This window comes from Mesorhizobium comanense (assembly GCF_005503535.1).
Taxonomy (GTDB): Bacteria; Pseudomonadota; Alphaproteobacteria; order Rhizobiales; family Rhizobiaceae; genus Mesorhizobium; species Mesorhizobium comanense.
Map to the genome: position 1 here is coordinate 34685 of NZ_SCNN01000013.1, position 25498 is coordinate 60182.

33 protein-coding genes and 1 other RNA gene are annotated in these 25498 nt (G+C 63.0%); 17 read left to right on the forward strand and 17 right to left on the reverse strand.

What is annotated here, in order from left to right; translation table 11 throughout:
• Position 1 precedes the first annotated feature (1 nt).
• Both FFS37_RS21410 and FFS37_RS21415 read left to right on the forward strand, forming a co-directional pair.
• Positions 2-1033 carry a peptidoglycan -binding protein gene (locus FFS37_RS21410; RefSeq protein ID WP_137932967.1) on the forward strand — a complete coding sequence of 344 codons (1032 nt, stop codon included), beginning with the start codon at positions 2-4 and terminating at the stop codon, positions 1031-1033.
• 249 nt (positions 1034-1282) lie between these two features.
• Positions 1283-1711 (forward strand): hypothetical protein, encoded by a 429-nt coding sequence (locus tag FFS37_RS21415; RefSeq protein ID WP_137932968.1) that lies wholly within the window; start codon positions 1283-1285, stop codon positions 1709-1711.
• Between the two features lie 110 nt (positions 1712-1821).
• On the opposite strand, the gene FFS37_RS21420 is transcribed toward FFS37_RS21415, so the two are convergent.
• The gene (locus FFS37_RS21420; protein WP_137932969.1) at positions 1822-2175 is read right to left on the reverse strand and encodes a DUF1304 domain-containing protein; all 354 of its coding nucleotides are present in this window, start codon (positions 2173-2175) and stop codon (positions 1822-1824) included.
• A gap of 141 nt (positions 2176-2316) precedes the next feature.
• Between FFS37_RS21420 and FFS37_RS21425 the strand changes: the two genes are divergently transcribed.
• The 3 genes from FFS37_RS21425 (at position 2317) to FFS37_RS21435 (ending at position 5930) form a co-directional block, all read left to right on the forward strand.
• Positions 2317-3801: a carboxypeptidase M32 gene (locus FFS37_RS21425; RefSeq protein ID WP_137932970.1), complete on the forward strand. Its 1485-nt coding sequence runs from the start codon at positions 2317-2319 to the stop codon at positions 3799-3801.
• A 159-nt stretch (positions 3802-3960) separates the two neighbouring features.
• Positions 3961-5697 (forward strand): DUF3857 domain-containing transglutaminase family protein, encoded by a 1737-nt coding sequence (locus FFS37_RS21430; protein ID WP_137932971.1) that lies wholly within the window; start codon positions 3961-3963, stop codon positions 5695-5697.
• Positions 5679-5930 (forward strand): hypothetical protein, encoded by a 252-nt coding sequence (locus FFS37_RS21435; RefSeq protein WP_137932972.1) that lies wholly within the window; start codon positions 5679-5681, stop codon positions 5928-5930. Before FFS37_RS21430 ends, FFS37_RS21435 begins: the two co-directional genes overlap by 19 nt.
• Before the next feature lie 119 nt (positions 5931-6049).
• Here FFS37_RS21435 and FFS37_RS21440 read toward each other — a convergent pair whose 3' ends face one another.
• Positions 6050-7849, reverse strand: coding sequence for an ABC transporter transmembrane domain-containing protein (locus tag FFS37_RS21440; RefSeq protein ID WP_137932973.1), 1800 nt, complete (start codon positions 7847-7849; stop codon positions 6050-6052).
• A gap of 204 nt (positions 7850-8053) precedes the next feature.
• On the opposite strand from FFS37_RS21440, the gene rpmE reads away from it, so the two are divergent.
• Positions 8054-8275 carry a 50S ribosomal protein L31 gene (gene rpmE / locus FFS37_RS21445; RefSeq protein WP_010912060.1) on the forward strand — a complete coding sequence of 74 codons (222 nt, stop codon included), beginning with the start codon at positions 8054-8056 and terminating at the stop codon, positions 8273-8275.
• Positions 8276-8601: 326 nt separating this feature from the next.
• On the opposite strand, the gene FFS37_RS21450 is transcribed toward rpmE, so the two are convergent.
• Positions 8602-9243, reverse strand: coding sequence for a TetR/AcrR family transcriptional regulator (locus FFS37_RS21450; protein ID WP_137932974.1), 642 nt, complete (start codon positions 9241-9243; stop codon positions 8602-8604).
• A 102-nt stretch (positions 9244-9345) separates the two neighbouring features.
• On the opposite strand from FFS37_RS21450, the gene FFS37_RS21455 reads away from it, so the two are divergent.
• On the forward strand, positions 9346-10173 hold the full coding sequence (locus FFS37_RS21455; protein WP_137932975.1) for a Rossmann-fold NAD(P)-binding domain-containing protein: 828 nt from the start codon (positions 9346-9348) through the stop codon (positions 10171-10173).
• 1 nt (position 10174) lies between these two features.
• A complete protein-coding gene (locus tag FFS37_RS21460) occupies positions 10175-10651 on the forward strand; it encodes an anthrone oxygenase family protein (protein WP_137932976.1) in 477 nt (158 codons plus the stop codon).
• 33 nt (positions 10652-10684) lie between these two features.
• On the opposite strand, the gene FFS37_RS21465 is transcribed toward FFS37_RS21460, so the two are convergent.
• The 4 genes from FFS37_RS21465 to FFS37_RS21480 form a co-directional block, all read right to left on the reverse strand.
• Positions 10685-11011: a SelT/SelW/SelH family protein gene (locus FFS37_RS21465; protein ID WP_137932977.1), complete on the reverse strand. Its 327-nt coding sequence runs from the start codon at positions 11009-11011 to the stop codon at positions 10685-10687.
• The gene (locus FFS37_RS21470) at positions 11008-11793 is read right to left on the reverse strand and encodes an RDD family protein (protein ID WP_137932978.1); all 786 of its coding nucleotides are present in this window, start codon (positions 11791-11793) and stop codon (positions 11008-11010) included. The genes FFS37_RS21465 and FFS37_RS21470 overlap by 4 nt, the downstream gene beginning before the upstream one ends.
• Positions 11794-11885: 92 nt before the next feature.
• Entirely contained in the window at positions 11886-12635 is a 750-nt protein-coding gene (locus tag FFS37_RS21475; protein WP_137932979.1) for a YebC/PmpR family DNA-binding transcriptional regulator, read from the reverse strand.
• A gap of 208 nt (positions 12636-12843) precedes the next feature.
• Entirely contained in the window at positions 12844-13167 is a 324-nt protein-coding gene (locus FFS37_RS21480) for an ArsR/SmtB family transcription factor (protein ID WP_137932980.1), read from the reverse strand.
• 51 nt (positions 13168-13218) lie between these two features.
• Here FFS37_RS21480 and FFS37_RS21485 point away from each other — a divergent pair, with 51 nt between their 5' ends.
• The 4 genes from FFS37_RS21485 to FFS37_RS21500 are packed head-to-tail and all read left to right on the forward strand — an operon-like array spanning position 13219 to position 15026.
• Complete coding sequence (locus tag FFS37_RS21485; RefSeq protein ID WP_137932981.1) at positions 13219-13701, forward strand: SRPBCC domain-containing protein; 483 nt, start codon at positions 13219-13221, stop codon at positions 13699-13701.
• Positions 13702-13730: 29 nt separating this feature from the next.
• Positions 13731-14123, forward strand: a complete 393-nt coding sequence (locus FFS37_RS21490; protein ID WP_137932982.1) for a VOC family protein — start codon at positions 13731-13733, stop codon at positions 14121-14123.
• Between the two features lie 50 nt (positions 14124-14173).
• A complete protein-coding gene (locus FFS37_RS21495; RefSeq protein ID WP_137932983.1) occupies positions 14174-14536 on the forward strand; it encodes a hypothetical protein in 363 nt (120 codons plus the stop codon).
• Between the two features lie 22 nt (positions 14537-14558).
• Positions 14559-15026 carry an SRPBCC family protein gene (locus tag FFS37_RS21500; RefSeq protein WP_137932984.1) on the forward strand — a complete coding sequence of 156 codons (468 nt, stop codon included), beginning with the start codon at positions 14559-14561 and terminating at the stop codon, positions 15024-15026.
• A gap of 7 nt (positions 15027-15033) precedes the next feature.
• Here FFS37_RS21500 and FFS37_RS21505 read toward each other — a convergent pair whose 3' ends face one another.
• The 7 genes from FFS37_RS21505 to FFS37_RS21535 form a co-directional block, all read right to left on the reverse strand.
• Positions 15034-15321 carry a BrnA antitoxin family protein gene (locus FFS37_RS21505; protein WP_137932985.1) on the reverse strand — a complete coding sequence of 96 codons (288 nt, stop codon included), beginning with the start codon at positions 15319-15321 and terminating at the stop codon, positions 15034-15036.
• The gene (locus tag FFS37_RS21510; protein WP_137932986.1) at positions 15302-15589 is read right to left on the reverse strand and encodes a BrnT family toxin; all 288 of its coding nucleotides are present in this window, start codon (positions 15587-15589) and stop codon (positions 15302-15304) included. The genes FFS37_RS21505 and FFS37_RS21510 overlap by 20 nt, the downstream gene beginning before the upstream one ends.
• Before the next feature lie 66 nt (positions 15590-15655).
• Positions 15656-16423, reverse strand: a complete 768-nt coding sequence (locus tag FFS37_RS21515; protein ID WP_137932987.1) for a TerC family protein — start codon at positions 16421-16423, stop codon at positions 15656-15658.
• A gap of 70 nt (positions 16424-16493) precedes the next feature.
• Positions 16494-17318, reverse strand: a complete 825-nt coding sequence (locus tag FFS37_RS21520) for a TIGR00282 family metallophosphoesterase (protein WP_137932988.1) — start codon at positions 17316-17318, stop codon at positions 16494-16496.
• Between the two features lie 76 nt (positions 17319-17394).
• On the reverse strand, positions 17395-17982 hold the full coding sequence (locus FFS37_RS21525; protein ID WP_137932989.1) for a 5-formyltetrahydrofolate cyclo-ligase: 588 nt from the start codon (positions 17980-17982) through the stop codon (positions 17395-17397).
• A gap of 94 nt (positions 17983-18076) precedes the next feature.
• A non-coding RNA gene (gene ssrS / locus FFS37_RS21530) (6S RNA) lies at positions 18077-18232 on the reverse strand.
• A gap of 25 nt (positions 18233-18257) precedes the next feature.
• Complete coding sequence (locus FFS37_RS21535; RefSeq protein WP_137932990.1) at positions 18258-18755, reverse strand: DUF4345 domain-containing protein; 498 nt, start codon at positions 18753-18755, stop codon at positions 18258-18260.
• Positions 18756-18823: 68 nt separating this feature from the next.
• On the opposite strand from FFS37_RS21535, the gene FFS37_RS21540 reads away from it, so the two are divergent.
• Complete coding sequence (locus tag FFS37_RS21540) at positions 18824-19663, forward strand: AAA family ATPase (protein WP_137932991.1); 840 nt, start codon at positions 18824-18826, stop codon at positions 19661-19663.
• Positions 19664-19692: 29 nt separating this feature from the next.
• Here the strand turns inward: FFS37_RS21540 and FFS37_RS21545 are convergent, their stop codons facing one another.
• The gene (locus FFS37_RS21545; protein ID WP_137932992.1) at positions 19693-21261 is read right to left on the reverse strand and encodes an MFS transporter; all 1569 of its coding nucleotides are present in this window, start codon (positions 21259-21261) and stop codon (positions 19693-19695) included.
• Positions 21262-21396: 135 nt separating this feature from the next.
• Here FFS37_RS21545 and FFS37_RS21550 point away from each other — a divergent pair, with 135 nt between their 5' ends.
• From FFS37_RS21550 to msrB, 4 genes are all read left to right on the forward strand, one after another.
• Complete coding sequence (locus tag FFS37_RS21550; protein WP_137932993.1) at positions 21397-22260, forward strand: LysR family transcriptional regulator; 864 nt, start codon at positions 21397-21399, stop codon at positions 22258-22260.
• Between the two features lie 42 nt (positions 22261-22302).
• Positions 22303-22749 (forward strand): GNAT family N-acetyltransferase, encoded by a 447-nt coding sequence (locus tag FFS37_RS21555; protein ID WP_137932994.1) that lies wholly within the window; start codon positions 22303-22305, stop codon positions 22747-22749.
• Between the two features lie 6 nt (positions 22750-22755).
• Positions 22756-23946 carry a vWA domain-containing protein gene (locus tag FFS37_RS21560; RefSeq protein WP_137932995.1) on the forward strand — a complete coding sequence of 397 codons (1191 nt, stop codon included), beginning with the start codon at positions 22756-22758 and terminating at the stop codon, positions 23944-23946.
• 321 nt (positions 23947-24267) lie between these two features.
• Positions 24268-24672, forward strand: coding sequence for a peptide-methionine (R)-S-oxide reductase MsrB (msrB, locus tag FFS37_RS21570; protein ID WP_137932996.1), 405 nt, complete (start codon positions 24268-24270; stop codon positions 24670-24672).
• A gap of 51 nt (positions 24673-24723) precedes the next feature.
• On the opposite strand, the gene FFS37_RS21575 is transcribed toward msrB, so the two are convergent.
• Together FFS37_RS21575 and FFS37_RS21580 are read right to left on the reverse strand one after the other, a co-directional pair.
• Complete coding sequence (locus FFS37_RS21575; RefSeq protein ID WP_232375731.1) at positions 24724-25020, reverse strand: hypothetical protein; 297 nt, start codon at positions 25018-25020, stop codon at positions 24724-24726.
• A 7-nt stretch (positions 25021-25027) separates the two neighbouring features.
• Entirely contained in the window at positions 25028-25468 is a 441-nt protein-coding gene (locus FFS37_RS21580; RefSeq protein ID WP_137932998.1) for a hypothetical protein, read from the reverse strand.
• Positions 25469-25498: the final 30 nt, after the last annotated feature.

Sequence of the window (25498 nt, forward strand, 5' to 3'; positions counted from 1 at the left end):
CATGGCCCTGGCACGGGCGCGGCGCGCCGACAGGCGCATCGACTATTGGCCGGGCTTCGTCGACGCGCTGTCGACACTGCTGCTTGCCATCATGTTCCTGCTCACCGTCTTCGTGCTGGCGCAGTTCCTGCTCGGCCGCGAAATCTCGGGCAAGGACCAGGTTCTTTCGCGCCTCAACTCGCAGATTAACGAACTGACGCAGCTTCTGGCGCTGGAGCGCTCGAACACCCAGGACAAGGACGATTCGCTCGCCAATCTGCAGGCGTCGCTTTCGGCGGCGGAAGCCGAGAAGAGCCGGCTCGAACAATTGCTGGCGCAAGGCGCCGGCGCCGGCGACGCCGCCAACCAGCGAGCCACGGAACTGGGCGGCGAACTCGACAACCAGCGCCAGATCAGCCAGCAGGCGCTGAGCCAGGTCGAGATCCTCAACCAGCAGATCGCGGCGCTGCGCAAGCAGATCGGCGCGCTCGAGGACGCGCTCAACGTTTCGGAAACGCGCGATCGCGATTCCAACACCAAGATCGCCGATCTCGGCCGCCGTCTGAACGTCGCGCTGGCGCAGCGCGTGCAGGAACTGAACCGCTACCGCTCCGACTTCTTCGGACGTTTGCGCGAAATCCTCGCCGACCGCGAGAACATCCGCATCGTCGGCGACCGCTTCGTCTTCCAGTCGGAAGTGTTGTTCCCGACCGGTTCCGAGGTCATCAACGATGCCGGCAAGGTCGAGATGAAGAAGCTCGCCGACGCCATCATCGAGTTGCAGAAGGAAATCCCCCCCGAGATCAACTGGGTGTTGCGCGTCGACGGCCACACCGACAACAAGCCGCTCTCCGGCACCGGCCGCTATCGCGACAATTGGGAGTTGTCGACGGCCCGCTCCACCTCGGTGGTCAAGTTCCTGATCGAGAACGGCGTACCGGCAAACCGGCTGGTGGCCGCCGGCTTCGGCGAGTTCCAGCCGCTCGATCCCGCCGATACCGACGAGGCGCGCAACAAGAACCGCCGTATTGAACTGAAGCTCACCGAACGTTGAATTCTGATCACGCGATCTCACGCGAAATTGTTCGTCGGCTCAACTCTAGGGCGTGGGAGACCGGCGGCAAGGCCTGAAAAGATTATCTTTTTTTAATTACACTTCCCGCCGAGGCGCTCCTAGCTTGCCGTGCAGGGCCGAGAACCGCCGGCGATGCCTCCCATCGCGACGCGACGGAACTGGACGACCCTGACGACCGGAGGGCGAGGCGGCCAAGCCGCTCTCCTTCCAAGCAGGAGGAAGCGCCCCATGCGCTCATCAGCATCTCTCAGGACTGCAACGCTTGCCGCAATTCTCATCGCCGTCCCGCTGGCCGGCGCTTATGCCGCGGGCCATCATCACAAGGGCTCTCTCGACGCGTCCGATCCGACCGACCTGACCGGCCCCCGTGTCGAGGCTCTCTTCCAGCAGGTCCAGGGCCTCCGTCAGGGCATTGTCGACGCAAGGCAGGCCAACAACATCACACCGGCCGTGGCCGAGCGCCTCGAGATGAGCACCGCACGCATCGGCCAGGCCGCCCAGAAGATCGCGGCTGAGGATCACGGCAGAATCCCGGCCGCCCAGTATCACGACCTGCTGCGCAACCTCGACAATGTCGACCAGCAGCTGAGGGTCGACACAGGCAGCGGCTTCCTGATGGGCGACGGCGCCGACGGCGGAAACTATCCCAACGGCTGAGACCGCCCTGGATTACCTCTGAGGAAGGGACCACCTGGCGCCTTCGGGACCCCAATCCCGCGGGCGTCCTTTTTCCGCACCGGCCCAGCTTGCCTACCAGCCCGACTTGCCTACCAACCAAGCCAGACCGCGATCAGGGCCAATACCGCCGGCACTGTCTGGATGAACAGTATCTTGCGCCCGACCGTAGCCGCCCCATAGAGGCCGGCAATAGCCACGCAAGCCAGGAAGAAGACCTTGATCTGGAAGCCGCCGGCGCCGAGGTAAAGCCCCCAGAGAAGGCCGGCGGCGAGGAATCCGTTGTAGAGGCCCTGGTTGGCGGCAAGGACCTTCGAGGCGCTGGCGAATTCCGGTGTCAGCCGGAACGTCCTGTGCCCGCGCGGCGTGTCCCAGAGCACCATCTCGAGATAGACGATATAGACGTGGATCAAGGCCACCAGCCCGACCAGGATGTTGCCGATCATTCGCGCCCCCTTGATGCGTCGCCGACAGCATTCCATGCCCAGCCTTGCCTGTGCAAGGCGTATCTGCCGCGCGGCGGCTGAGGGTTGCCAACGCTTTTTCGTTGGTGTCTTTTCGCGCCGTCCTCAATCACGGAAGCCGCCATGTCCTTTCAGAAACTCGACGATCTCGGCCATAAACTCGAAGCGCTCGAGCATGCGCTGGCCATTCTGGGCGCGGACGAAGCGACCCATATGGCCGTCGGCGGCGGCGAGAAGCGCGCGGAGGCGATGGCATCTCTGGCCGGCATGTATCATACCAGGGCGACGGCGCCGGAGATCGCCGACTGGATAGCCGCCGCCGAGGGCGAGGCGCTCGACGACGAGCAGCGTGCGGCCGTCGCCGAACTGCGGCGGCAATACACCAACCTGACCTGCCTGCCGGTCGAGTTCGTCGAACGCCAGACCACGGCGCGCATGCGCTGCGAGCAATTGTGGCGCGACCTGCGCGCCAAGAACGACTGGGCCGGCTTCCAGCCGGCGCTCGAGGGCGTTGTGGCGCTGGTGCGGGAAGAGGCTTCCCTGCGCGCCGATGTGCTGGGCCTCGCCCCCTATGACGCGCTGATGGAACAGTACGACCCCGGCAACCGCGTCGCCGACATCACACCCGTCTTCGCCGACCTGAAGGCCTTTCTGAAGGGATTCGTACCCGAAGCCCTCGCAATACAGGAAGCACGGCTGCGCAAGCATCCGCTGAAGCCGCTGTCGGGAAGCTATGCGATCGACCGCCAGCGCGAACTCGGCCTCGCCATGATGGCCGCGGTCGGTTTCGACCTGACGCATGGCTCGCTGTCGGTGTCGCATCATCCCTTCTGCGGCGGCGTGCCCAGCGACGTGCGCATCACCACCCGCTACAAGACCTCGGACTTCCTGTCGGCGCTGATGGGCGTGCTGCACGAAACCGGCCATGCGCTGTATGAGCAGAACCTGCCGAAGGCGTGGGCGCACTGGCCACTCGGCAAGGCGCGCGGCATGGCCGTCCATGAGAGCCAGAGCCTGTTCGTCGAAAAGCAGCTTGGCCGCAATCCTGCCTTCTGGCGCTGGGCGTTGCCGGTGGTGGAGAAGCATCTCGGCGAGGCCTGGTCGCTCGACGACATCCTGCCGCATGTGCATCGTGTCGAACGCGGCCTGATCCGTGTCGACGCCGATGAGGTGACCTATCCGCTGCATGTCATCTTGCGCTACGAGCTGGAGCAGGAACTCGTTTCAGGCCGCTTTGAGGTCGCCGACCTGCCGGAAGCCTGGGACGCCAAGATGCGCGACTATCTCGGCCTCTCGACGGCCGACAATCCGGCCGACGGACCGATGCAGGACGTGCATTGGCCGGGCGCCGCCTTCGGCTATTTCCCGTCCTACACGCTGGGCGCGATGATGGCGGCGCAGCAATGGGCCGCCCTGACTCGCGAGCACCCTTCCGCTGACGCCGATCTGGCGAAAGGGAATTTCGAGGCGATCAATGGCTGGCGCCGCGACAGGATATGGTCGCAGGGGTCGCGCTGGTCGACGCCGGACCTGCTCGAACGCGCCACCGGCGAAAAGCTCAACGCCAGCTATTTCGTCAATCACCTGAAGCAGCGCTACGGCGGATGAGGCCGGCCACCGTGCCATCGCGACCCCATTGACCGGCGAAGGCGGCAAGGCGTCGCCGCCGGCGGCGATCTTGCGGGATCGGCTGCACTTTTCTATCACTGGTGGCATCCGGCGTTGCTTGCAGGACGTGCGGGTCATTGTGGGTTGGGGTGCTTTGCGGTGACATCTTCTGCGACCACGCGGCTTTTCGTCTTGATAGCCATTGCCTTTTTCAGCGCGCCGGCCATGGCCGATGCCGAAATCCACAAGGGCGGCGCGGGGGCCTGGATTGACCGGATCGACCTGCCCAAGGCGGATCCGCGTTTCGACGGCCAGATCAAGGGCGGCATCTCCAATCTCGTGTCGGAATATCAGATCCGGCAGCGGCCCGGCGGCATCGAGGCATTCGACCATTATGCCTACAGGATCGTCGACCGCACCGGGCTCGAGCGCGGCGCCGCCATAAATTTCGAATTCGACCCGGCAACGTCGCAAGTCACGATGAACTGGCTGAACATCATTCGCGACGGCGTCGTCATCGACCGGCTATCCGGGGCCACCTTCGACGTGTTCCGGCGCGAGAAGGACGCCGAGAAAGGCCTCTTCGACGGCTGGCTGACCGCTTATGTCAATGTCGACGATGTGCGCGTCGGCGACATCATCGACTATGGCAAGACCACGGTCAGGACGCCGATCGTCGGCGCCGACCTGTTTTTCCACTCGGTCGCCGTCGCCTGGGGAGAGCCGATCGCACTGATCCGCGAAAAGGTGACATGGCCAGCGGAGCAGCCCTTGAATATCCGTCAGGTCCGCACCGGCATCGAACCCGATATCAAAACCGTAGGCACGTCCAAAATCTACACCTGGGAAAGCATCAACCCGGTCCCGGTCAAACCCGAGGAGAACCTGCCGGCGGATTTCCTGACCTATCCGACAGTGCAGATCTCCTCGACGAGCAAATGGCAGGACGTCGTCGATGCGATGCTGCCCTACTACAAGCTCGACCAGGAATTGCCGGCCGCGTTCGCCGCCAAGCTCGATGATATCGCCGCCAGATACGCCAAGCCGGAAGACCGGATGATCGAGGCGATGCGGCTGGTGCAAGACACCATCCGCTATGTAAGCCTGTCGATGGGCCGTGGCTCCTACATTCCACGCAGCCCCGCCACGGTGATTGCCAGCGGCTTCGGCGACTGCAAGGACAAGGCGCTGCTTCTCGCCTCAAGCCTGCGCCGGCTCGGCGTCCAGGCTGATCCGGCCCTGACCGATCTCGACGATGGCCTGGCGCTTGGCGACATGCTGCCGACCATCCGAGCCTTCGACCACGTGATCGTCAAGGCGACGATCCAGAGCCGGACCTACTGGATCGACGGGACCAACTACCTGCAGGGCGGTCGCGCGGACAATCTCGTGCCGCCCGACTACGGCTTTGCCTTGCCGATCGTTGCCGGCGGCGCGCGGATGGAACGGATCGAACGCAAGGAGCTTTTCCAGCCGACCACTTTCGTCAGCGAGGCCTTCGACTTCCCGAAACTCAAGGGCGAAGCGCTCAAGCTGACGGTCAGCACCACCTATCGCGACGCCGATGCCGACAGCATGCGCTACCGGCTGGTGTCGCAATCGGCAACCAAGCTCGGCGACGACTATCTCGACTACTACAACCGCCAGTATCCCGGGATGACCAGCCTGGCGCCGCTATCGACCAATGACGATCGCGACCGCAACGTCGTCACGACCGTGGAATCCTACGCGCTGCCGGCCGACGATCTCGAAGCCGATGATCTCATCAAGAACTTCCCGCTGAAGGCCGATGTCGGCATCAGCAACTTGCCGGAGCCCGACATGGTCGGCAGGACCGGGCCGATCTGGCTCGGCACCCCTGTCTTCAAGCGCCATCAATGCATCGTCAGGATCTGAAGGCCGAATTCACAGGTCCGGAGAAATCCGACGACGTGATCACGCCCTATGTCGCCTTCAAGGCACGCTGGTCGAGCACACCAACCGAATTCCAGGTCGACTGGTATCTCAAGACGATCGGTGACCGGGTCCCGGCCAAGGACATCGGCTCCTACCTCAGGTCGCGGCGCAAGATGAGCGACAATTCTTCGTGGAGCTACAATTTCGGCTATGCCGAAACCGAGGCGAACTGACCACTAGAGCGGTTCAGCGTTTCACGGAATCGCCGAACAGCTCTAAACCTTTGTTTTTACGCAATTCCGGACGGAAAACCGCTACGCACTTTTCCTGGAATTGCTCTAGGGCAAAAGCCTTATTCGGCTGCGCCTTTGAAGGCGCTGGCGCCGGTCTCGAACTGCAGCTTGGCCAGCCGCGCATAGATTCCGCCCCTGGCGACCAGGCTCTGATGCGTGCCTTCCTCGACGATACGGCCGCCGTCCATGACCAGGATCCTGTCGGCCTTCAGCACCGTCGCCAGCCGGTGAGCTATGACGATGGTCGTGCGGCCCCGCATCAGCCGCTCCAGCGCCATCTGCACCAGCGTCTCGCTCTCGGCGTCGAGCGCCGAGGTCGCCTCGTCGAGCAGCAGGATGGGCGCGTCGCGCAGGATCGCGCGCGCGATCGCCACGCGTTGGCGCTGGCCGCCCGACAAGGTCACGCCGCGCTCGCCGACCTGGCTGTCATAGCCGTTTTCGAGCTTGAGGATGAATTCGTCGGCCAGAGCGTCCTTCGCCGCCGCCTCGATCTCGGCATTGCCTGCGCCCGGCCGGCCAAAGCCGATATTGTCGCGCGCGCTCGCCGCGAAGATGGTGACGTCCTGCGGGACGATGGCGATCCGTTCGCGCACCGAAACCGGATCGGCTTCGCGCACATCGACCCCATCGATCAGGATCTTGCCGGTTTCGGGATCGTAGAAGCGCAGGATCAGCGAAAACACCGTGCTTTTGCCCGCGCCCGAAGGACCGACGATCGCCACCGTCTCGCCCGGCCTGACCTGAAAGCTCAGACCATGGACGGCGGCCCGGTCGGGCCTTGCCGGATAGGAGAACGAGACGTCGTCGAACACGATGCCGCCCCTGGCGACCGCAGGAAGCGGTTTCGGAATGGCCGGCGCTTGGATCGCGGGCTTCTCGGCCAGGATCTCGGTCAGCCGCTCGGCCGCGCCTGCCGCCTGGGCGAGTTCGCCCCAGACTTCCGACAGCGCGCCCAGCGCCCCGGCGGCGAACACCGAATAGAGCAGGAACTGGCCGAGCGTTCCGGGCGACAAAGTGCCCTCGAGCACGTCGCGCGAGCCGAACCACAGCACCGCGACGACGGACGAAAAGATGGTGAAGATGGCAAAGAACGTCAGGAAGGAACGCGCGAAGATCGAGGCGCGCGCCGCCGCGAAGGCGGCTTCGACCGCGCCGGAAAAACGCCCGGTGACCAAGCCTTCATTGGTGAAGGCCTGCAGCGTGCGCACCGCGCCGATCTGCTCGCTGGCATAGGCCGTTGCTTCGGCCAGCGTATCCTGCGCCTGCCGCGACTTGCGCCGCACCGAACGGCCGAACGCGACCAGCGGCAGCACGATGATCGGGATGGCCGCGATGACCAGGCCGGAGAGTTTCGGACTGGTCACGACCATCATCGCCACGGCGCCTAGACCGAGGATGACATTGCGCAGCGCCACCGACGCGGTGGCCCCGACCGCGGATTTGACCTGCGTGGTGTCGGCGGCGAGCCGCGACACGATCTCTCCCGACTGGGCGGTGTCGAAGAAGGCGGGCGACAAGGTCGTTACATGGGCGAAGACATCGCGCCTGATGTCGGCGACGACACGCTCGCCGAGCGTGATGACGAAGTAGTAGCGGCCGGCCGAGGCTGCCGCCAACAGTGCCGCCATCGCCACCAGCGCGGCGAAATATTCGGCGATGAAGGTGGAGCCCGATGGCGTGAAGCCATGATCGATCATGCGTCGCACCGCCAGCGGCAGCGCCAGCGTCGTGGCCGCGGCGATGGCCAGCGAAACGATGGCGCCGGCCACCAATGTGCGGTAGCGGCCTATATAGGGGAACAGGCGCCTGAGCGGCTTGAGCGAGCGGCGGCGCTCGTCTGCGCTGCTGGATTGCGCCATGTCAGTGTTTCCTCTAGCCGTCCCGGCATCTGCGTCTCAATATGCGCCGCCGCGGCCTTGTGATTCAATTTCGGCTGATGTATAGGCACGCCGACCGTTTTAGAAGCCGTGGCTCCTCAATAGCTGCGGCTTCGAGTTTTAAAAAGAGGCGCATCGACGCAGGCTCACGCCCGTCCGCCGCGCTGGCAAGCCAGGAACACGACCATGAAGAGCGCCATTCATCCCGACTACCACACCATCAAGGTCGTCATGACCGACGGCACCGAATACACGACTCGTTCGACCTGGGGCAAGGAAGGCGATACGATGAACCTCGATATCGACCCGACCACCCATCCGGCCTGGACCGGCGGCCAGCAGACCCTGCTCGACCGCGGCGGCCGTCTGTCGAAGTTCAAGAAGCGCTTCGAAGGTTTCGGCCTCTAATCCGACCCGTCTTCGCGTACCAAGAACCCGCCCTCGTGGCGGGTTTTTTGTTGACCAGTTGCTCCCTTCTCCCCGTCCCTATACGGGGAGAAGGTGCCGGCAGGCGGATGAGGGGCGGCGCCAGCGTCCACAACTGGTTGATTATCGGGACGGACGAGAGAGATCTCGGTGACATTCGCGGCAAGGCGGCCACCAAAATATCACAGGCCGCGCCGCCCCTCACCTGCCTGCCGGCATCCTCTCCCCGTATAGTGACGGGGAGAGGGGACGCTCCCGCTGACGGTTTCGCAAATAGCAGGCGCTGCTTTAGAAGCCGCGGCCCAGCCCTACTCGTCCAGCAATTCCCTGAGCGCCATCCGCTTGTAGGCGGCGACCAGCCTGTCGCCCTCCTCCCTATCGACCGAGATCGCCAGGCGCATCACGGCCTCGCCCATCTGCCAGACGAGAAACGCCGTGGTGTCGAGGGCCACCGGATCGGCGCCGGGGCGCAGCCTTTTGAGGACCGCGATCAGAAATTCGGCATTCGCGCGGCTGTCGGCGAGTTCGAGTTGACGCAGCGCCTTGTCGGCCTGCGTGCCCGACCAGATGTCACGCATCACCGGCTCGGCCAGGAACAGCCGGTAGTAGATATCGACCAGCTCTGAAAACGCATCGCGAAGGCCCTCGGCGTCGCCGACATCGGCGAGAGTGGCGGAGATGCAGGCCTGGCTCTCGGCGGTATAGCGCTCCGCCAGGGCCCAGACGATCGCCCGCTTGTCCGGAAAGAACTGATAGAGCGAACCGATCGAAACCCCCGCGCGCTCCGCGACTTCCCCCATGCGCATCGCATCGCTGCCCTGCTCGGCGATCAGCGCCGAGGCGGCGGCCAGCATGCGTTCCACCCGCTCCCGGCTGCGTTGCTGGCTCGGCGCCCGGCGCGGCGAGGCAATCTGCTCCTGGGGGGAAACGGATGCTTGGGTGTCGTCCACGGCCGGCTCCAGTCTCTGACAAATTGCTTGACTCACAAAATACGAGGATTTATCACGTTTTGCAAATGTGAGGATTACTCATATTTTAGCAAGGAGATCGAGATGAACACGCAGAAACCGATTTTGATCCTGGGCGGCACCGGAAAGACCGGCCGCCGGCTCGCCGAGCGGCTGACCGCAAGGCACATTCCAATGCGGATCGGCTCACGCGGCGGCAAGCCGCCCTTCGACTGGCTCGACAGGGGAAGCTGGGAAGCGGCGCTGGACGGCGTCGGCGCTGTCTACATCAGCTACTATCCCGATATCGCCGTGCCGGGCGCCGCAGAAACGGTCGAGGCGTTCGCCAGGCTTGCCGTCGGGCGCGGCATCAAGCGGCTGGTGCTGCTTTCGGGTCGCGGCGAAATCGAAGCGCAGCGCGCCGAGGAGATGCTGAAAGCCTCGGGCGCCGACTGGACCATCCTGCGCTGCTCATGGTTTGCGCAGAACTTCAGCGAAGGCTTCCTCGTCGATTCCATTCTCGAAGGCGAGGTGTCGCTGCCGGTCGGCGCTATCGGCGAGCCGTTCGTCGATGTCGACGACATCGCCGACGTCGCCGAAGCCGTGCTGACCGAGCCAGGGCATATCGGCCAGGTCTATGAACTCACCGGGCCCAGGCTGCTGAGCTTCGCCGACGCCGTCGCCGAGATTGGCAAGGCAACCGGCCGCAACATTCGTTACCGCCAGACTTCATACGCCGAATTCACCCAGACGATCACGGCGCACGATCTGCCGCCGGAGATCGCCTGGCTGCTCAACGAACTCTTCACCGAGGTGCTCGACGGCCGCAACGCATCGCTGGCCGACGGCGTGCAGCGCGCGCTCGGCCGCCAGCCGAAGGACTTTTCCGCCTATGCCACCGAAACCGCCGCAGCCGGCATCTGGAGCAAGTGAGATGATCAAGCTTCTTCCCACCCTCACCATCGTCGCCGCGATCGGCTCCGGCGTCGTTGGCGGTGTCTTCTTCGCCTTTTCCAATTTCGTCATGGCCGCCCTTGCCCGGTTGCCGGTGCCAAGCGGCATCGCGGCGATGAACTCGATCAACATCACGGTCATCACCCCGACTTTCATGGCGGCCTTGTTCGGCACCGGCCTGATCTGCCTGGTGCTCATTGCCGCCGTTCTGTTGGGCTGGAGCCAGTCGGGCACCTACTGGCTGCTGGCCGGCGCCGTGATCTATTTCATCGGCAATCCGATCGTGACCATGGTCTTCAACGTGCCGCTCAACGATGCGCTGGCTGCCGTCGATCCCGAAAGCGCCAATGGCGCCGCCGTGTGGGCGAACCATCTGAGCCAGTGGGTGATGTGGAACCACGTGCGCACCGTCACCGCCATCGCAGCAATGGCCTGCTTCATCTTCGCATTGCTGTGAAAAGAAGGGCTGCGAAGGAACAAGGGCCCCGTCTCAGGCGGGGTCTTTGCTTGTCTGTTCCCTGGAAACGTGGACCTTCCGATCGGAATGACCGAGATCGCGATCCGGGTCAATGACGTCGCGGACCAGTTGCTTGAGTTTGGCCGCGTCCGGAAAGCCGCCGTCGCGCTTGCGGTCCCAGATAAGCGCCTCGTTGCAGGAAACGGTGAAGATGCCGCCAGTGCCGGGCACCAGCGTCACTTCGCCGAGATCGGTACCGAAGGTGGAAAGCAGCTCCTGCGCCATCCAACCGGCACGCAACAGCCACTGGCATTGCGTGCAGTAGGTGATGCGGATGCAATGTTTCCCTGACGCGCTCATTGGTCGGTCTCCAGGACACGCACGGTCGTGCCGGCAACCCGGTCATGTATTGGCTCGTTGCCGAATGCAATGCTCAACGCGACCCAACATGACCAGAGGAAAGCCAGGGCAGCAGCGATAAAGGCGACTGCGATTTCCAGTCGGGAATAGTCGAGCAAGGTTGCCGGAGCGGTTTTCCAGGCCTGGAAAGCAAAGAAAGCCCCGACCAGCGTGGCGGGTAGATAGCCGAGGAATTTTACCACCTGCCGACGAACGGCTTTCCGCAAACCGAGGCCTTCCCTATGCCAATCCGACTCGTCATGGACGAAGAGAGCCAGGACCCCCTTGCCGAGCGACCGGCTGAAAGCTCCCTCCATCAAAAGAAGATAGGCCGCCAGGACCAGCACCTGGAGGAAGCCCAGATCCAATGCCGCGGTTCGAAAATTTCCCTTTGAATCGAGGTCTATCGAAAGGGTTGTTGCTGCCTTCGATTGAGGGTCCGTGCTCGTGCCGGCGGCCCATCGGGCCACCGGTAAACCGAAGAAGGATGTTGCACAAACCTGCCAATCGTAGCGAGAAAGCACGGGATCGTCTGTTCCCCTCAAACTGGCGGACTGGCAGGTTCTCCAGTTCAGCCAGAAACTGCCCTTTACTGCGCCGTCGGTCATCAGAAACAAGGCCGCGACCAGCGCATAAAGAGCGACGAAGACGACAAGGTAGTCGATAAGCGAAGCTAAAAGCCTTCGCCAAAGGCCGCCTGGCCGAGGCCAGGTCACGGCCGGCTCACCGCCTTCTTCAGTCATCTTCCCCCTCGCCGACAACTGACCGAGCTATAAATCTCAAGCAGCGAGGCCATGCTACCCGCCAGTGGCGCCGTTGGCCATCGCTTTGCAGCTCAGGCAGCGCTGAGCTTGGCCAGCGTCGCCTCGTCGACCTCGAAATTGGCGTAGACGCTTTGCACGTCGTCGTCATCTTCGAGCGTGGCGACCAGCTTCATCAGCGACTGCGCCCGTTCCTCGTCGACGGGGACGTTGTTCTGCGGCTGCCAGATCGGCTTCACCGATTCCGCCTCGCCGAGCGAGGCTTCCAGCGCCTTGGAGACTTCGCCGAGATTTTCGAAGGAGCAGTAGATGGTGTGGCCTTCCTCGTCCGACTCGACATCGTCGGCGCCGGCTTCGATCGCCGCGTCCATGACCTTGTCGGCACTGCCGGCGGATGCAGGATAGTAGATCTCGCCGATGCGGTTCCACATGAACGACACCGAGCCGGTTTCGCCAAGCGCGCCGCCGGCCTTGGTGAAGGCGGCCCGCACGTTCGAGGCGGAACGGTTGCGGTTGTCGGTCAGCGCTTCCACGATCAGCGCCACGCCGCCCGGGCCATAGCCCTCATAGCGCACGGCTTCGTAATTCTCAGCATCGCCCATCGAGGCCTTGTTGATGGCGCGCTGGATGTTGTCCTTCGGCATCGACACCGCCTTGGCGTTCTGGATGGCCAGTCGCAGGCGTGGATTCATCGATGGATCGGGCGTGCCGCTCTTCGCGGCGACGGTGATTTCGCGCGCCAGCTTGGAAAACATTTTCGACCGCACCGCGTCCTGGCGGCCCTTGCGGTGCATGATATTCTTGAACTGTGAATGGCCAGCCATGGCACCCCTGTCGTGTTCGGCTAGAGCATTTCGCGGCGGGGTGCTTGCCCCGTCTTGCGCAAATGCTCGAATTCAAAATTTCAGAACGTCCCTGACGCGTCCGAAGGCGTATGGCGTTCCCTGTCGGAATGGCCGGCTTATAGATAAATCGGCTCAATTCGTCCAGCCGCGCCGCGTTCCGTCGGCCGCATCGAGGTTTCGCAACCGCTTATCCCTCGAGATCGGACTTGAGCTGGTCGATGATGCTCAGGGCGTGACCGGCATACTGGCTGATCCAGCGGTCATGTATCTGCTTGATCGGCAGCGCGTTGAGATGGTTCCAGCGCTCGCGCCCATCCCGGCGCGCGACGATCAGCTCCGCCTCCTCTAGCACCTTGAGATGCAGCATGACGGTGCAGCGGTCGATGTCGGCGAAAGCGTCGCACAGCATACCCGTCGTCTTCGGCGCGTCCTTCAGTTGATCGAGCATTTCGCGCCGGCGCGGATGCGCCAGTGCCTTGAAAACATTGTCATCTTGCGATCGGCTTGACATGTTATGTTTCTATAACATATTGTGACGGCAATCAAGGAAGGAGCTGTGGATATGTCCCTTGGATTCAGGGTTTCGGGCCGGATCGGCCGGCCGGTGGCCGACGTTTTCGATGCCGTCGTCAATCCCAGGAAACTCAGCGGTTACTTCACCACGATCGGCGGCGCCTCGGCCCCGCTGGTCGCCGGCAGCACCGTGACGTGGTGGAAGACGGTGCCGGTCGAGGTCGACGAGGTGGTCAAGGACAGCCGCATCGTCCTGCGCTGGGACGCAACCGACGCCGACGGCAAGCCGGCCTACAAGACCCGCATCGAGATGAACTTCGAGCCGCTCGACGATGGCGGCACCTTCGTCACCATCGCCGAGAGCGGCTGGCGGGAGGGCGCGGTCGGGCTGAAGAAATCCTACCTCAACTGCGAGGGCTGGTCGCAAATGCTGGCCTGCATGAAGGCCTATGTCGAACACGGCATCAACCTGCGCGACGGCTACTATCGCAGCGAGATGAAGGGCGAGCCCGCCAATGAGACCAATGTTTGAACCGGCATGACGAAGAACGGAGGCCCGAGATGAAGAGAGTAACGCCGTTCCTGATGTTCGAAGGCCGGGCCGAGGAGGCAATGACCCTCTATTGCGAGACCATTCCCGGCAGCCGCGTGCTTGAGGTCGCCCGGTATGGTTCCGGCGAAGACGGCCCGCGGGGAACGCTCAAACTGGCGCGGATATCCGTCTGCGGTCTCGAACTCATGGTCTTCAACAGTCCGGTGAATCACGCTTTCACCTTCACGCCAGCGGCCTCGCTCTACGTGGATTGCTCCACGGAGGCCGAACTCGAAGGCATTGTCGAAGTCCTGTCAAAGGAGGGAAACTTCCTGATGCCGCCCGCCAACTACGGCTTCAGCCAGCGTTTCGCCTGGCTCAACGACCGCTTCGGCGTCTCCTGGCAGGTCAACTTGCCCTGACCCGTCAGCCGACGAAGTCTATCCGACAACCACAACATTCGGAGCCTCCAATGACCGCGAAGATCACCGGCGGGATCAACATCGCCATGAAGGTGCCGCCGCACCAGTACGAGGCCACGATCGCTTTCTATCGCGACGTGGTCGGCTTGACTCCCTATACGGACAAGGCGCCGGCCATCGGCTTCGAGCTCGGCCCGAACAGGCTGTGGATCGATGAAGCCCCGGCCCTGAGCCAGGCCGAAGTCTGGCTGGAACTCTTCACGGCCGACTTCCCAAGCACGGCGGAGGGTCTTGCCAAGGCCGGCATCGTGCGCTGTGACGCGATCGAGCCCTTGGGAGAAGGCTTCCGGGGCGGCTGGATCACCAGCCCGGCCAACATCATCCACATGGTGCGGGAACCGGACGCCTGGTGAGCCGCGCTGGAAGGAGACCAACATGGAACTCAAGCAACCTCCCACAGCCGAAGCCGGCATGCTGATCCGCCGGCCGGTCGCCGAGGTCTTCGAGGCGATCGTCGATCCGGCAATCACCACGAAATTCTGGTTCACACATTCAAGCGGAAGGCTGGACGAGGGCAAGCCTGTCGAGTGGGAATGGCGCATGTATGGCGTCTCCACAAAAGTGGAGGTCGCAGAGATCGTCCGTGACGAAAGGATCCTCATGCAATGGAGCGATCCACCGACCACCGTCGTATGGACCTTCACCCAGATGCCTGACAACGCGACCTTCCTAGAAGTCCGCAACTTCGGCTTCGCCGGCAATGGCGATGAGCAGGTCAGCCAGGCCATCGGTTCGACCGACGGCTTTTCCTTGGTGCTCGCGGGCGCCAAGGCGTGGCTGGAGCAAGGCTTGACGCTCGGCCTGATCGGCGACCGTCACCCGAAGGGCGTGCCAGGACGCTGAGCGGGTATCAGCTTCGACGTTTTTCTTGTTGGATCACATGATGACGGAGCACGCGATTGATTTCGGTCTGATAGCCACCGCCTCCAACATGCTCCTTGAACCAGGAAAGCACGTCGGCATCCAATCGAATGGTCACTGGCTGCTTGAGTGGTCGGTAGAGATGCCCGCGACGGGCATGAATCCAATTTTCGGCCGAGGTCTCCGGAATATCGGAAGTGTCAATCTCGCTGTCAGGCAATTCCGCCAGCTTTGCCAGCTGGTCGCGTTGATCCTGGCTAAGGTCCTTCCTGCTCATAGCGCCGCCTTTCATGCGTTGTCGCTTTTCGGGCACCGATAATCCGAATCCGCTCTTCATCACCGCTGTCGGGATAGGTGTGAACGACCAGCATGATCAACACGGCCTCGATCAGGCCGATCGCATGCCATCGCTGCTCACCGTCTTCAAATCGATCAGGCACGATGACATGGAACGGATCGTCGAACACCTTCTGGGCGAGATCGAAACCGATACCGTGCTTGGCAAGATTTCGCCTAGCCTTCTCCGGATCCCATTCGAACCGCACATCCGCACCTTGAATTACAATTATGTACGTACAGTTTTGTAATTGTCAAGCGAAGCGGCCACGCACTCAATGCCCTCCGTCGGGCTTCGCCTTCCTTCTTCGCCGCGCCAGCATGTTGAGGCCCTCGACCAGCGCGGAAAAACCCATGGCCGCGTAGATGTAGCCCTTGGGCACATGATAGCCCATGCCGTCGGCGATCAGCGTCATGCCGATCATCAGGAGGAAGCCCAGCGCCAGCATGACGATGCTTGGGTTCCTGGCGATGAAGTCGGCGAGCGGGCCGGCGGCCAGCATCATGACGGTGACCGCGACGATCACGGCGATGTACATGATGGCGATCTCGTCGGTCATGCCGACGGCGGTGATGATGGAATCGACCGAGAAGACGAGGTCGAGCAGCAGGATCTGGAAGATCGCGCCGGCCAGGCTGATCTTGAGCGTACCGCCCACCATCGTGTCCTGATGGTCCTGGGGATCGACAGTGTGGTGGATTTCCTTGGTCGCCTTCCAGACCAGGAACAGGCCGCCGGCGATCAGGATCAGGTCGCGCCAGGAAAAACCATGGCCGAAGGCCGTGAACACCGGCGTCGTCAGCTGGACGATGATCGAGATGGTGGCGAGCAGCACGAGCCGCATGATCAGCGCCGCCGAAATGCCGAGGCGCCGGGCGCGGGCGCGTTGCGCTTCGGGCAGCTTGTTGGTCAGGATCGAGATGAAGATCAGATTGTCGATGCCGAGCACGACCTCGAGCACCACCAGCGTGAGCAGGGCGACCCAGGCAGTAGGATCGGAAACAAATTGAAAGTGCGGCGCCAGGAACTCGATAATCTGCATGGAGGTCGTCCCCTCTACGATCTAGAGCAGTGTGGCCGGCAATTAGGTACTGTGAACTCCCATATCAATGTCACGACCAGAAGGATGGCGCGCTTTCCTCCAGTCTTGGCCCGCGACGAAACGGCGCGATCTTCTCGGTCAGTCCCGTACGGTCGGAGATATCGACGCCGACGCCGCACAACGTCGCCGGACCGGTCGCCGCCTCGAAACGTCCCTTCGGCACTTTCGACAGGAACCGGTTGAGCGGTTCCTCCTTGTCCATGCCGAGCGAGGAATCATAGTCGCCGCACATCCCCGCATCGGACAGGTAGCCGGTGCCGCCATTGAGGATCTGATGGTCGGCGGTCGGCTGGTGCGTATGCGTGCCGACGACAAGGCTGGCTCGGCCGTCGACGAAATGGGCAAAGCACATCTTTTCCGACGTCGCCTCGGCGTGGAAGTCGATGACCACCGCATCGGCCTGTTCGCCCAGCGGACAGGCCGCGAGTTCGCGCTCGCCGGCCTGGAACGGATCGTCAAGCTCGGGATGCATGAACACGCGGCCCATGATGTTGGCGACCAGCACCCGCGCGCCGTTTCTGGCGATGTAGACGCCGGAACCGCGCCCGGGCGTGCCCTTGGGAAAATTGGAAGGGCGCAGGAAGCGCTGTTCGCGCGGCGCGAAGGCAAGCGCGTCACGCTGGTCCCAGACATGATTGCCCGTCGTCACCACATCGGCGCCTGCCGCGATTGTCTCGCGGAAAATCTCCTCGGTAATGCCGAAGCCGCCGGCGGCGTTCTCGCCGTTGACGATGACGAAGTCGAGTTTGAAATCCGAGATCAGGCCGGGCAGTTGTTCCCACACCGCCGTGCGGCCCGTCTTTCCAACCATGTCCCCGAGGAAGAGAAGTCTCATATGATCCCGCACCAAAAGTCAGCGAAGCAAAAGCTGCATGACGTCTGGGAAAGGATCATGCGTCCATTGTACTTATCTACAATTGTGGCGCGAACCGACGCAACCCGCTCTCGGTCAGTATTTCCGGGATGACGACATCATGGTCCTCATCGGGAACCCGAACCACTTCCTGGCAATCGAAGGCGATGCCGATCAGGCGCGGTTTGCGGCCCGCCGCATGGAGGCGCGCGATCGCCCTGTCATAGTGCCCGGCGCCATAGCCCAGGCGATGTCCGCGCGGATCGAACGCGGCCAGCGGCACAAGCATCAGTTCGGGATCGACAACCGGCGCTTCCGGCCCCGGCCCGGACGTGCCGAAACCCGTGTCCACCATCGGCGCGCCGCGCAGCAATTCGCGGAAGATGATGGTCTCGCGGTCGAGCACGATTGGCAGGCAGAGCTTCGCGCCCCTGTCGCGCAACGCGGATATAAGCGGCCTTGTGTCGGCCTCCGAGCGTATCGGCAGGAAGCCGGAGACGATCGTGCCCGGTTCGAAATCGATCGCGCTCGCGCCGATCTCCGCCATGCGCAGCGAAGCTTCGATGCGCCAGCCTATATCGAGCGCGTCGCGACGCCCGAGCGCCTCGAGCCGCAGCTGCTTTTTCAGGTCTTTGAGAGATGTCATGTTAGAACGGTAGAAAAGGTCAGGTGTGAATGGCGTTTCAGGAGCGACGTTTTCTACCATATCCTCCACCGACATGCGCCGGCGCAGGCAGAAGTGACGATCCACACAACCGGTGGAGAGGTCGATCCCGGGTGCCTACAAAGTAGGTGGGCGCCGTGTGAGAAAACCCACGGGTCTTCCCAGGGACAGCTCCCTAAGGATCGTTAAGGCCCCGGGGAAAAGTGTCTCCTGCCGGGAAGCGCAGACCGCCTCCATCAATATAGGCCGCTGGCCGGCTAAGCGCCAGAGTGATGCAGTCGCCCAGCGGCTTTATTCGCAACGCGCGCCTGCCACCAGACCAATCCAGGCACCGCCAGCAACTCGACGCAGAGTCCAGCAACGTGACCGTGCGACGGCGTACCGGCGAGAGACAGCGAGACAAGCCGCGCCAGACCGCCGGTGAACGTACAGGCCGCGAGCAGGCGGAACCGCTCCGTCTTGTGTTCGATGGCAGGGATGCAACTGTACCAGGCGACGCCGATGGTGAGGAAGAAGCCGGACAGGAAGCGGAAATGGCTGTCGAGGTCCACCGGCCACGGGCTGGTGACATGCAGGAATTGAGGGCCATGGAGAACACCTTCCATGCCGACCAGGACCGGCGTCGCCGCCAGCACCGCCACAACGATCTGCAGTGCCCGCTTGCCCCATGTCTTGTCGGCCACACTTTCGCTCCATCGACTGTCGGTTTGCCACGCCTCAGCAACGAATATTTCCGCGCCGAGTTTCGAGTTCATAGGTCGCGGCAGCCTTGCATAGGCCCGACCGCGTCCCTACGGTCGCAATGAAGAACCGAGGAGCAAGAATGCGTTTCGAAGGCACGGCCGCCTATGTCGCCGACAAGGATCTGATGGTTGCGGTCAACGCGGCGATCGCGCTGGAGCGGCCCTTGCTGGTCAAGGGCGAGCCCGGCACCGGCAAGACGGAGCTTGCCCGGCAGGTGGCGGCGGCACTCGGCCTCAACCTCATCGAATGGCACGTCAAATCGACGACACGAGCGCAACAGGGCCTCTATGAGTATGACGCCGTCTCGCGGCTGCGCGACAGCCAGTTGGGGGACGAGCGCTTCAACGACATCAAGAACTACATCAAGCGCGGCAAGCTCTGGGAGGCGTTTTCCGCCGGCCGCAAGGTGGTGCTGCTGATCGACGAGATCGACAAGGCCGATATCGAGTTTCCCAACGACCTGCTTCAGGAACTCGATAAGATGGAGTTCTTCGTCTACGAGACCGGCGAGACGATCCGCGCCGCTGTCCGTCCCATCGTCATCATCACCTCCAACAACGAGAAGGAACTGCCGGACGCCTTCTTGCGCCGTTGCTTCTTCCACTACATCCGCTTTCCTGATGTCGACACGCTGCACAGGATCGTCGATGTCCACTATCCCGGCATCAAGCAGAATCTGGTGCGGGCGGCACTCACCCAGTTCTACGAAATCCGCGAGGTGCCCGGCCTGAAGAAGAAGCCGTCGACCTCGGAAGCACTCGACTGGATCCGCCTGCTGGTCGCCGATGATGTCGCGCCGGAGGATCTGCGCGCCGACCCGAAGAACGCATTGCCGAAACTGCATGGCGCGCTGCTGAAAAACGAGCAGGACGTGCATCTGTTCGAGCGCCTGGCCTTCATGGCCAGGCGGCAGGGATAGCGCTGGCCACAATTGGCCGATAATCCGCGTTAGGAGCCGGCTTCGCCTACGGCTTGGGCCGGCCGATGAACGCCTTTCTCCTTCGGCGCGCTGGTGTTCGCGCCGAAGATGATGAAGCTGATGACGGCAAGGGCAAGGACGCCGATCCCGCAATAGAGCATGACCCAGCCGAAACCGTTGACCAGGGCGGCATGGGCGATCGCGCCGGACGGGTCGAGGGCCGCGAGCTCGGGCACTTGCCGCGACAAGCCGTCGAGATTTCCAGCGGCGATCTTCTCCGCCAACGCTCCGAGTTCCCTGGGGCCGAGCGCCGTGCCGAATGCGCCCCGCAGATAGGAAACGATCCCCTGCGTCAAAAGCAGGCCAAGCACCGCGATGTTGATCGCCAAGGTGATCAGCCGCGCGCTGATGTCGATGCCGGACGCCATGCCGGCACGGTCCGGCGACACCGAACCGGTCGTGGTGTTCGTGGTCGGCGAATTGGTCAGGCCGATGCCGATGCCGGCGATCAGCGTGCCGGGCAGCATGGTCAGCCAGTTGGCTCCCTCGAGGCCGGAGCCTATGCGCATGGCGATGAAGCCGACCCCCAGCGTCAGCAGGCCGAGCGGGATCGCGATCCGCGCCTGATAGCGCGCGCGCAAACGCTCGGCGGTTGACGACATCAGCATCAGGGGAAGCGTGTAGACGAGCAGCAACAGGCCGGTCGTGGTGCTGTCGTAGCCCAGAACGCCCGAAAAATAGATCGGCAGATAGATGATGAACGGCCAGTAGCTGAAATTCATGCCGATGCCGCCCATGATCGCTCCCGAGAACTGGCGGATGCGAAACACCGAGAAGTCGAACATCGGATAGGGGCTGGTTCTCTCGGCAAAGAGGAAGCCGATGAAGGCCAGGACGGTCGCGACGGTCACGCCGATGCGGGCGCCAGAGCCGAGATCGGCCCCTTGCGTGATGAGATAGGAAAGACCGAACACCGCGAAGGACAGCGTCAGGATGCCGGCCCGGTCAAGCTTCTGCGCGTTGCCGTCGCGTGATTCCGTGACCCCGGAGACGATGAAGACCAGGGCAAGGATGGCGAGCGGCACATGGATGAGGAACACCCACTGCCAGCTCGAGAGCGCCACGATCAATCCGCCGATGGCAGGACCGAAACCCAGCCCGATGCCCGAGATGACGCTCCAGGCGACGAAGGCCTTGCTCCTGTCGCGCCCGTCCTGGAACTGATGCGACAGCACCGCCACGCTGCAGGTGAACATCGCGCCGCCGGCGAGGCCTTGCAGGAAGCGTGCGGCGATCAACAGGGGAGCAGTGGGCGCGAGACCGCACAGCAGCGAGGCCACGGCGAAGGAAACGGTGGTGACCACCATCACCCGCTTGCGGCCGAAACGGTCGGCCAGTGTCCCAGTCGCCATCAGCACCGTGGTACAGGCGATGGTATAGGCATTCATGATCCATTGCAGGTCCCTGAAATCGGCGGCCAGCAGGCTTTCCAGTTTTGGCAGGATTACCGGGACGCTGGAGATCTCGAGGCCAAACAACAGCGAGGCAAGACAGACGCCCGCGAGTGCGACGGTGTTTCGGTCGATGTGAAAATTCATGTCCATCACTTCCTGCCGGAGCATTTTGGGAGGGGCCGGCTCTTCAAACTGCGGTCGAGATGAGATAGACGAGGCCTGATCATGAAAAAAGACGATTCATCCCTATTTCAGAGATGACAAAATGGAATAGCCGAAATGACCAGCCTTGATGTCGATGCCGTCCGGATATTCGTAATGGTGGCTGATCTGCAGAGCTTCACCCGTGCGGCCGCGGCGCTCGGCAGCACCCAGGCAACGATCAGCGTCAAGCTGCGCCGGCTGGAAGAGAAACTCGGCTCGCGTCTGATCGAACGCACGCCGCGCCGCGTGGCGCTCTCGGCGAAGGGCGCCGTTTTCCTTCCCGCGGCGCGCGAATTCCTGGCTTCCCACGAACGTGCGCTGACGGAATTCTCGGCGGCGTCATGCCGGCTTGCGCTGGGCTTTGTCGACCATGTCGCCGGACCGGAACTGTCGACATTGATCGCCCAGCTTCACGCCCACGATCCCTCGCTGTCGCTGAATGTCAGGATCGATACCAGCTCCATGCTGGAAGAGGCTTTCGATCGCGGCGAACTCGATGCTGTCATCGTGCATCAGGAAGATGGCGGCCGCCGGGGCGAGGCCTTGTCGCGCACCCATTATGGCTGGTTCGCCGCACCCGCCTTCGAATGGCGGCCCGAAACGCCGTTGCGGCTCGCTCTCCTGAGCACCGTATGCAATTGCCCCGATCGCGTGAGAGCGATCGACGCGCTGGACCGGGCCGGTATCGCCTGGAGCGAGGCCTTTGTCGGCGGCGGCGGCGCGGCGGTCAACATCGCCGTCTCGGCCGGCTTCGCCGTGTCCGCCCTCGCCTATCGGGTCGTGCCCCCGGGCCTGGTCGAGGTCGGCCGCAAGCTCGGCCTGCCGCCCATTCCTCCGTCTGAAATCATTTTGCATGCGCATGCCCTGGCGCCCAGGGCGCGAGAGGGGCTCCACATGCTTACGACCGCTTTTCGCGAATATAACCTGCCGGCAGGATAGGGCTCCGATTCTGCCGCACTCCAGACTTCAGAGGGAAATGAAATGACCGAAATCACCGTCCGCCCGCTCGCGCAATCCGACCATGCCGATTGGCGGCGCCTGTGGACCGACTACCTGACCTTCTATGAAACCAAATTGCCTGAAGAGGTCTACGCCATCACCTGGAAGCGGCTGTTCACGGATGGCGAGTTCGAGCCGAAGGGCTTCATCGCCACGCTCGACGGCAAGGCGGTCGGCCTTACTCACTATCTCTACCACCGCTCCGGCTGGTCGGAGAAAAACAACTGCTATTTGCAGGATCTGTTCGCCGACCCGCAGGTACGCGGCAAGGGCATCGGCGCCGCCCTGATCAAGGCGGTCAAGGACGAGGCGGGCAAGATCGGCGTCAAGAACGTCTACTGGATGACGCACGAAACCAACGCTACCGCGCGCCGGCTCTACGACCACGTCGCCCGCCGCACGGGCTTCATCGAGTATGATCTGCCATAACGGGCCATGTTCATCCCCTTCTTCCTCGAACTGAAGGCCGCGCGTGTTCCCGTTTCGCTCAGGGAATATCTGTCGCTGCTGGAAGGGCTGGAGGCCGGCCTGGTCGACTATGACGTCGAGGGTTTTTATTACCTCGCCCGCGCGGCGCTGGTGAAGGATGAGCGCCATATCGACCGGTTCGACCAAGTGTTCGCGCATGTCTTCAAGGGCATCGAGGCGCTGGGCGGGCTGGATGCCGTCAATGTCGCCGACATACCAGAGGAATGGTTGCGCCGGCTCGCCGAAAAGCACCTGACCGAAGAAGAGAAAAAACTTGTCGCGGCTTTGGGCGGCTTCGAAAAACTGACGGAGACGCTGAAGCAGCGGCTGGAGGAGCAGAAAGGCCGCCACCAGGGCGGCTCGAAATGGATCGGCACCGGCGGCACCTCGCCCTTCGGCGCCTATGGCTACAACCCCGAGGGCGTGCGCATCGGCCAGCACGAAAGCCGCAACCGCCGCGCGGTGAAGGTCTGGGACAAGCGTGAGTTCCGCAATTTCGACGACGCCGTCGAACTCGGCACGCGCAACATCAAGATCGCGCTGAAGCGGCTTCGCCGTTGGGTTCGCGAAGGCGCCGAGGAAGAATTCGACCTGCCGGGCACCATCCATGCTACCGCCGAGCACGGCTATCTCGACGTGCAGACGAGGCCCGAGCGGCGCAACGCGGTGAAGCTGCTGATGTTCTTCGATGTCGGCGGCTCCATGGACGATCACATCAAGAGCGTCGAGGAGCTGTTCTCGGCGGCGCGCGCCGAATTCCGCCAGCTCGAATATTTCTACTTCCACAACTGCCTCTACGAGGGCGTCTGGAAGGACAACCGCCGCCGCCATGCCGAGACGATTGCGACCTTCGACCTGCTTCACAAATACGGCCCCGACTACAAGGTCATCGTCGTCGGCGATGCCTCGATGAGCCCTTACGAGATCGCGCATCCCGGCGGTTCGGTCGAACACTGGAACCCTGAGGCAGGCAGCGTCTGGCTCGGCCGCCTTCTGCAGCAATGGCCGAACGCGGTGTGGCTGAACCCCGAGAGCGAGAAGAACTGGGGCTACACCCATTCCATCACCATGATCCGCGACATCTTCGGCGGACGCATGTTCCCGATGACGCTCGCCGGACTGGAAGCCGCGACGAAGCAGCTTTCGAGGAAACATTAGTTGTTGGAGATGCAGGATTATCGCTTCAGTGACCGCCAATCTCGGCGGTTGGCACTGCCCCTCATCGCCCTGCCGGGCACTTCTCCCCGTATAGTGACGGGGAGAAGGGGCTGGTCGCAGCCTCGGCGCTCTTCAGGCAATGTTGGCGATTGGCGAAACCATCGGCGACAGCGCCCCTCTCCCCGTCACTATACGGGGAGAGGATGCCGGCAGGCAGGTGAGGGGCAGCGCCAACGCACTGGGCAGAGCTGTAACAAACGCCTATCTTCATGCGAATATGGCTTGCAACCAATAACGAGCCGCCAAGGCTGAGGAGATGATATGGACACCCACACCTATCCCGTAACCCGCACCGACGCCGAATGGCGCGCCCGGCTGACGCCGGAGCAATATGCGGTCATGCGCAACCACGGCACCGAGCGCCCGGGAAGCTGCGCCCTGCTCTACGAGAAGCGCGCCGGCACTTTCTTCTGCGTCGGCTGCGACCAGCCGCTGTTCGAATCCAAGCTGAAGTTCGAAAGTGGCACCGGCTGGCCGAGCTTCAACGATCCGGTTCCGGGCTCGATCGACACCACCGTCGACCGCAGTTACGGCATGGTCCGCACCGAGTGCCATTGCTCGCGTTGCGGCAGCCATCTCGGCCATGTCTTCGAGGACGGCCCGCCGCCGACCGGCCTGCGCTACTGCATCAACGGCGTGGCGCTCAAGTTCGAGCCGGCGGCCTGACGGCAACTCCATCCAACGAAAGGGCGGCTTCGGCCGCCCTTTTTCGTGCGTTCAAACCACAAGCGTGGCGATGAGCCACAGCGCGGAACCCAGCATCATCAGCGAGGCCTTCGCCCCGGATGAGCCGGCTGTCCGCCAGACAGCCATGGTCAGGAAGAGATTATAGGGCACGGGTGCGAAGTGCACCGCGAGCACGAGCCAAAGCGGCATCTTCAGTCCGAGCAGGATCAACGCCGTGGCGGACGAGGCGATGCTGATCAACGTCGCCACGAGCATCATGTCGCGCCAGAACAGCTGATCGATCGGCACCTGCCCAAGCCATCGCGAACGGAAGAATGCCGAGATCACCGCGCGACTATTCCCGGCCCAGCACATCGATCACGGCACGCTCGACACGCGAACATTCCGTCACCAGCCAGTCTGACATCGCCGGCCAGTTGTCTTCGGCATAGCAGTTGACCCGCCACATCGAATTGATGCCGAGGCCCTCGCAGCTCTGTTCAGGCCGGAGCTTCAGCCTGTCCTCGATCGCCGGCTGGAACGGCTTCAATCGGGACCAGCTTTGCGTGGCGCCGAACTTCTCGTTGCGGCCGAAGAAGACGCCGACATGGTTCTGCGCCGGCGCGACATACATGGAGATGACCAGCGCAAAGTCCGGCAAGCCGCGCTGCCAGAACCATGGACCGCGTCTTGCCAGCCGCGCTCGCTCTTGCGGATGGCGTTCGGCGAACAGCAACCAGAAACCGCGATGGCGGAATTCGGAAGCGCGGCGGCCGCCGAAGTCGAATTCGCTCATGACCGGCCGCCCCGCTGCCCGAGACTGTTT

Bases quoted from the DNA above. Each gene is read 5' to 3' on its own strand.
- FFS37_RS21485 (WP_137932981.1), top strand. From the start codon at position 13,219: ATGTCCCTTGGATTCAGGGTTTCGGGCCGGATCGGCCGGCCGGTGGCC.
- FFS37_RS21480 (WP_137932980.1), bottom strand. From the start codon at position 13,167: ATGTCAAGCCGATCGCAAGATGACAATGTTTTCAAGGCACTGGCGCAT.
- FFS37_RS21545 (WP_137932992.1), bottom strand. From the start codon at position 21,261: ATGAATTTTCACATCGACCGAAACACCGTCGCACTCGCGGGCGTCTGT.
- FFS37_RS21500 (WP_137932984.1), top strand. From the start codon at position 14,559: ATGGAACTCAAGCAACCTCCCACAGCCGAAGCCGGCATGCTGATCCGC.
- FFS37_RS21435 (WP_137932972.1), top strand. From the start codon at position 5,679: ATGCATCGTCAGGATCTGAAGGCCGAATTCACAGGTCCGGAGAAATCC.
- rpmE (WP_010912060.1), top strand. From the start codon at position 8,054: ATGAAGAGCGCCATTCATCCCGACTACCACACCATCAAGGTCGTCATG.
- FFS37_RS21495 (WP_137932983.1), top strand. From the start codon at position 14,174: ATGACCGCGAAGATCACCGGCGGGATCAACATCGCCATGAAGGTGCCG.
- FFS37_RS21550 (WP_137932993.1), top strand. From the start codon at position 21,397: ATGACCAGCCTTGATGTCGATGCCGTCCGGATATTCGTAATGGTGGCT.
- FFS37_RS21410 (WP_137932967.1), top strand. From the start codon at position 2: ATGGCCCTGGCACGGGCGCGGCGCGCCGACAGGCGCATCGACTATTGG.
- msrB (WP_137932996.1), top strand. From the start codon at position 24,268: ATGGACACCCACACCTATCCCGTAACCCGCACCGACGCCGAATGGCGC.
- FFS37_RS21425 (WP_137932970.1), top strand. From the start codon at position 2,317: ATGTCCTTTCAGAAACTCGACGATCTCGGCCATAAACTCGAAGCGCTC.
- FFS37_RS21515 (WP_137932987.1), bottom strand. From the start codon at position 16,423: ATGCAGATTATCGAGTTCCTGGCGCCGCACTTTCAATTTGTTTCCGAT.
- FFS37_RS21475 (WP_137932979.1), bottom strand. From the start codon at position 12,635: ATGGCTGGCCATTCACAGTTCAAGAATATCATGCACCGCAAGGGCCGC.
- FFS37_RS21470 (WP_137932978.1), bottom strand. From the start codon at position 11,793: ATGACTGAAGAAGGCGGTGAGCCGGCCGTGACCTGGCCTCGGCCAGGC.
- FFS37_RS21555 (WP_137932994.1), top strand. From the start codon at position 22,303: ATGACCGAAATCACCGTCCGCCCGCTCGCGCAATCCGACCATGCCGAT.
- FFS37_RS21420 (WP_137932969.1), bottom strand. From the start codon at position 2,175: ATGATCGGCAACATCCTGGTCGGGCTGGTGGCCTTGATCCACGTCTAT.
- FFS37_RS21465 (WP_137932977.1), bottom strand. From the start codon at position 11,011: ATGAGCGCGTCAGGGAAACATTGCATCCGCATCACCTACTGCACGCAA.
- FFS37_RS21415 (WP_137932968.1), top strand. From the start codon at position 1,283: ATGCGCTCATCAGCATCTCTCAGGACTGCAACGCTTGCCGCAATTCTC.
- FFS37_RS21505 (WP_137932985.1), bottom strand. From the start codon at position 15,321: ATGAGCAGGAAGGACCTTAGCCAGGATCAACGCGACCAGCTGGCAAAG.
- FFS37_RS21440 (WP_137932973.1), bottom strand. From the start codon at position 7,849: ATGGCGCAATCCAGCAGCGCAGACGAGCGCCGCCGCTCGCTCAAGCCG.
- FFS37_RS21525 (WP_137932989.1), bottom strand. From the start codon at position 17,982: ATGACATCTCTCAAAGACCTGAAAAAGCAGCTGCGGCTCGAGGCGCTC.
- FFS37_RS21560 (WP_137932995.1), top strand. From the start codon at position 22,756: ATGTTCATCCCCTTCTTCCTCGAACTGAAGGCCGCGCGTGTTCCCGTT.
- FFS37_RS21455 (WP_137932975.1), top strand. From the start codon at position 9,346: ATGAACACGCAGAAACCGATTTTGATCCTGGGCGGCACCGGAAAGACC.
- FFS37_RS21540 (WP_137932991.1), top strand. From the start codon at position 18,824: ATGCGTTTCGAAGGCACGGCCGCCTATGTCGCCGACAAGGATCTGATG.
- FFS37_RS21520 (WP_137932988.1), bottom strand. From the start codon at position 17,318: ATGAGACTTCTCTTCCTCGGGGACATGGTTGGAAAGACGGGCCGCACG.
- FFS37_RS21490 (WP_137932982.1), top strand. From the start codon at position 13,731: ATGAAGAGAGTAACGCCGTTCCTGATGTTCGAAGGCCGGGCCGAGGAG.
- FFS37_RS21460 (WP_137932976.1), top strand. From the start codon at position 10,175: ATGATCAAGCTTCTTCCCACCCTCACCATCGTCGCCGCGATCGGCTCC.
- FFS37_RS21580 (WP_137932998.1), bottom strand. From the start codon at position 25,468: ATGAGCGAATTCGACTTCGGCGGCCGCCGCGCTTCCGAATTCCGCCAT.
- FFS37_RS21535 (WP_137932990.1), bottom strand. From the start codon at position 18,755: ATGAACTCGAAACTCGGCGCGGAAATATTCGTTGCTGAGGCGTGGCAA.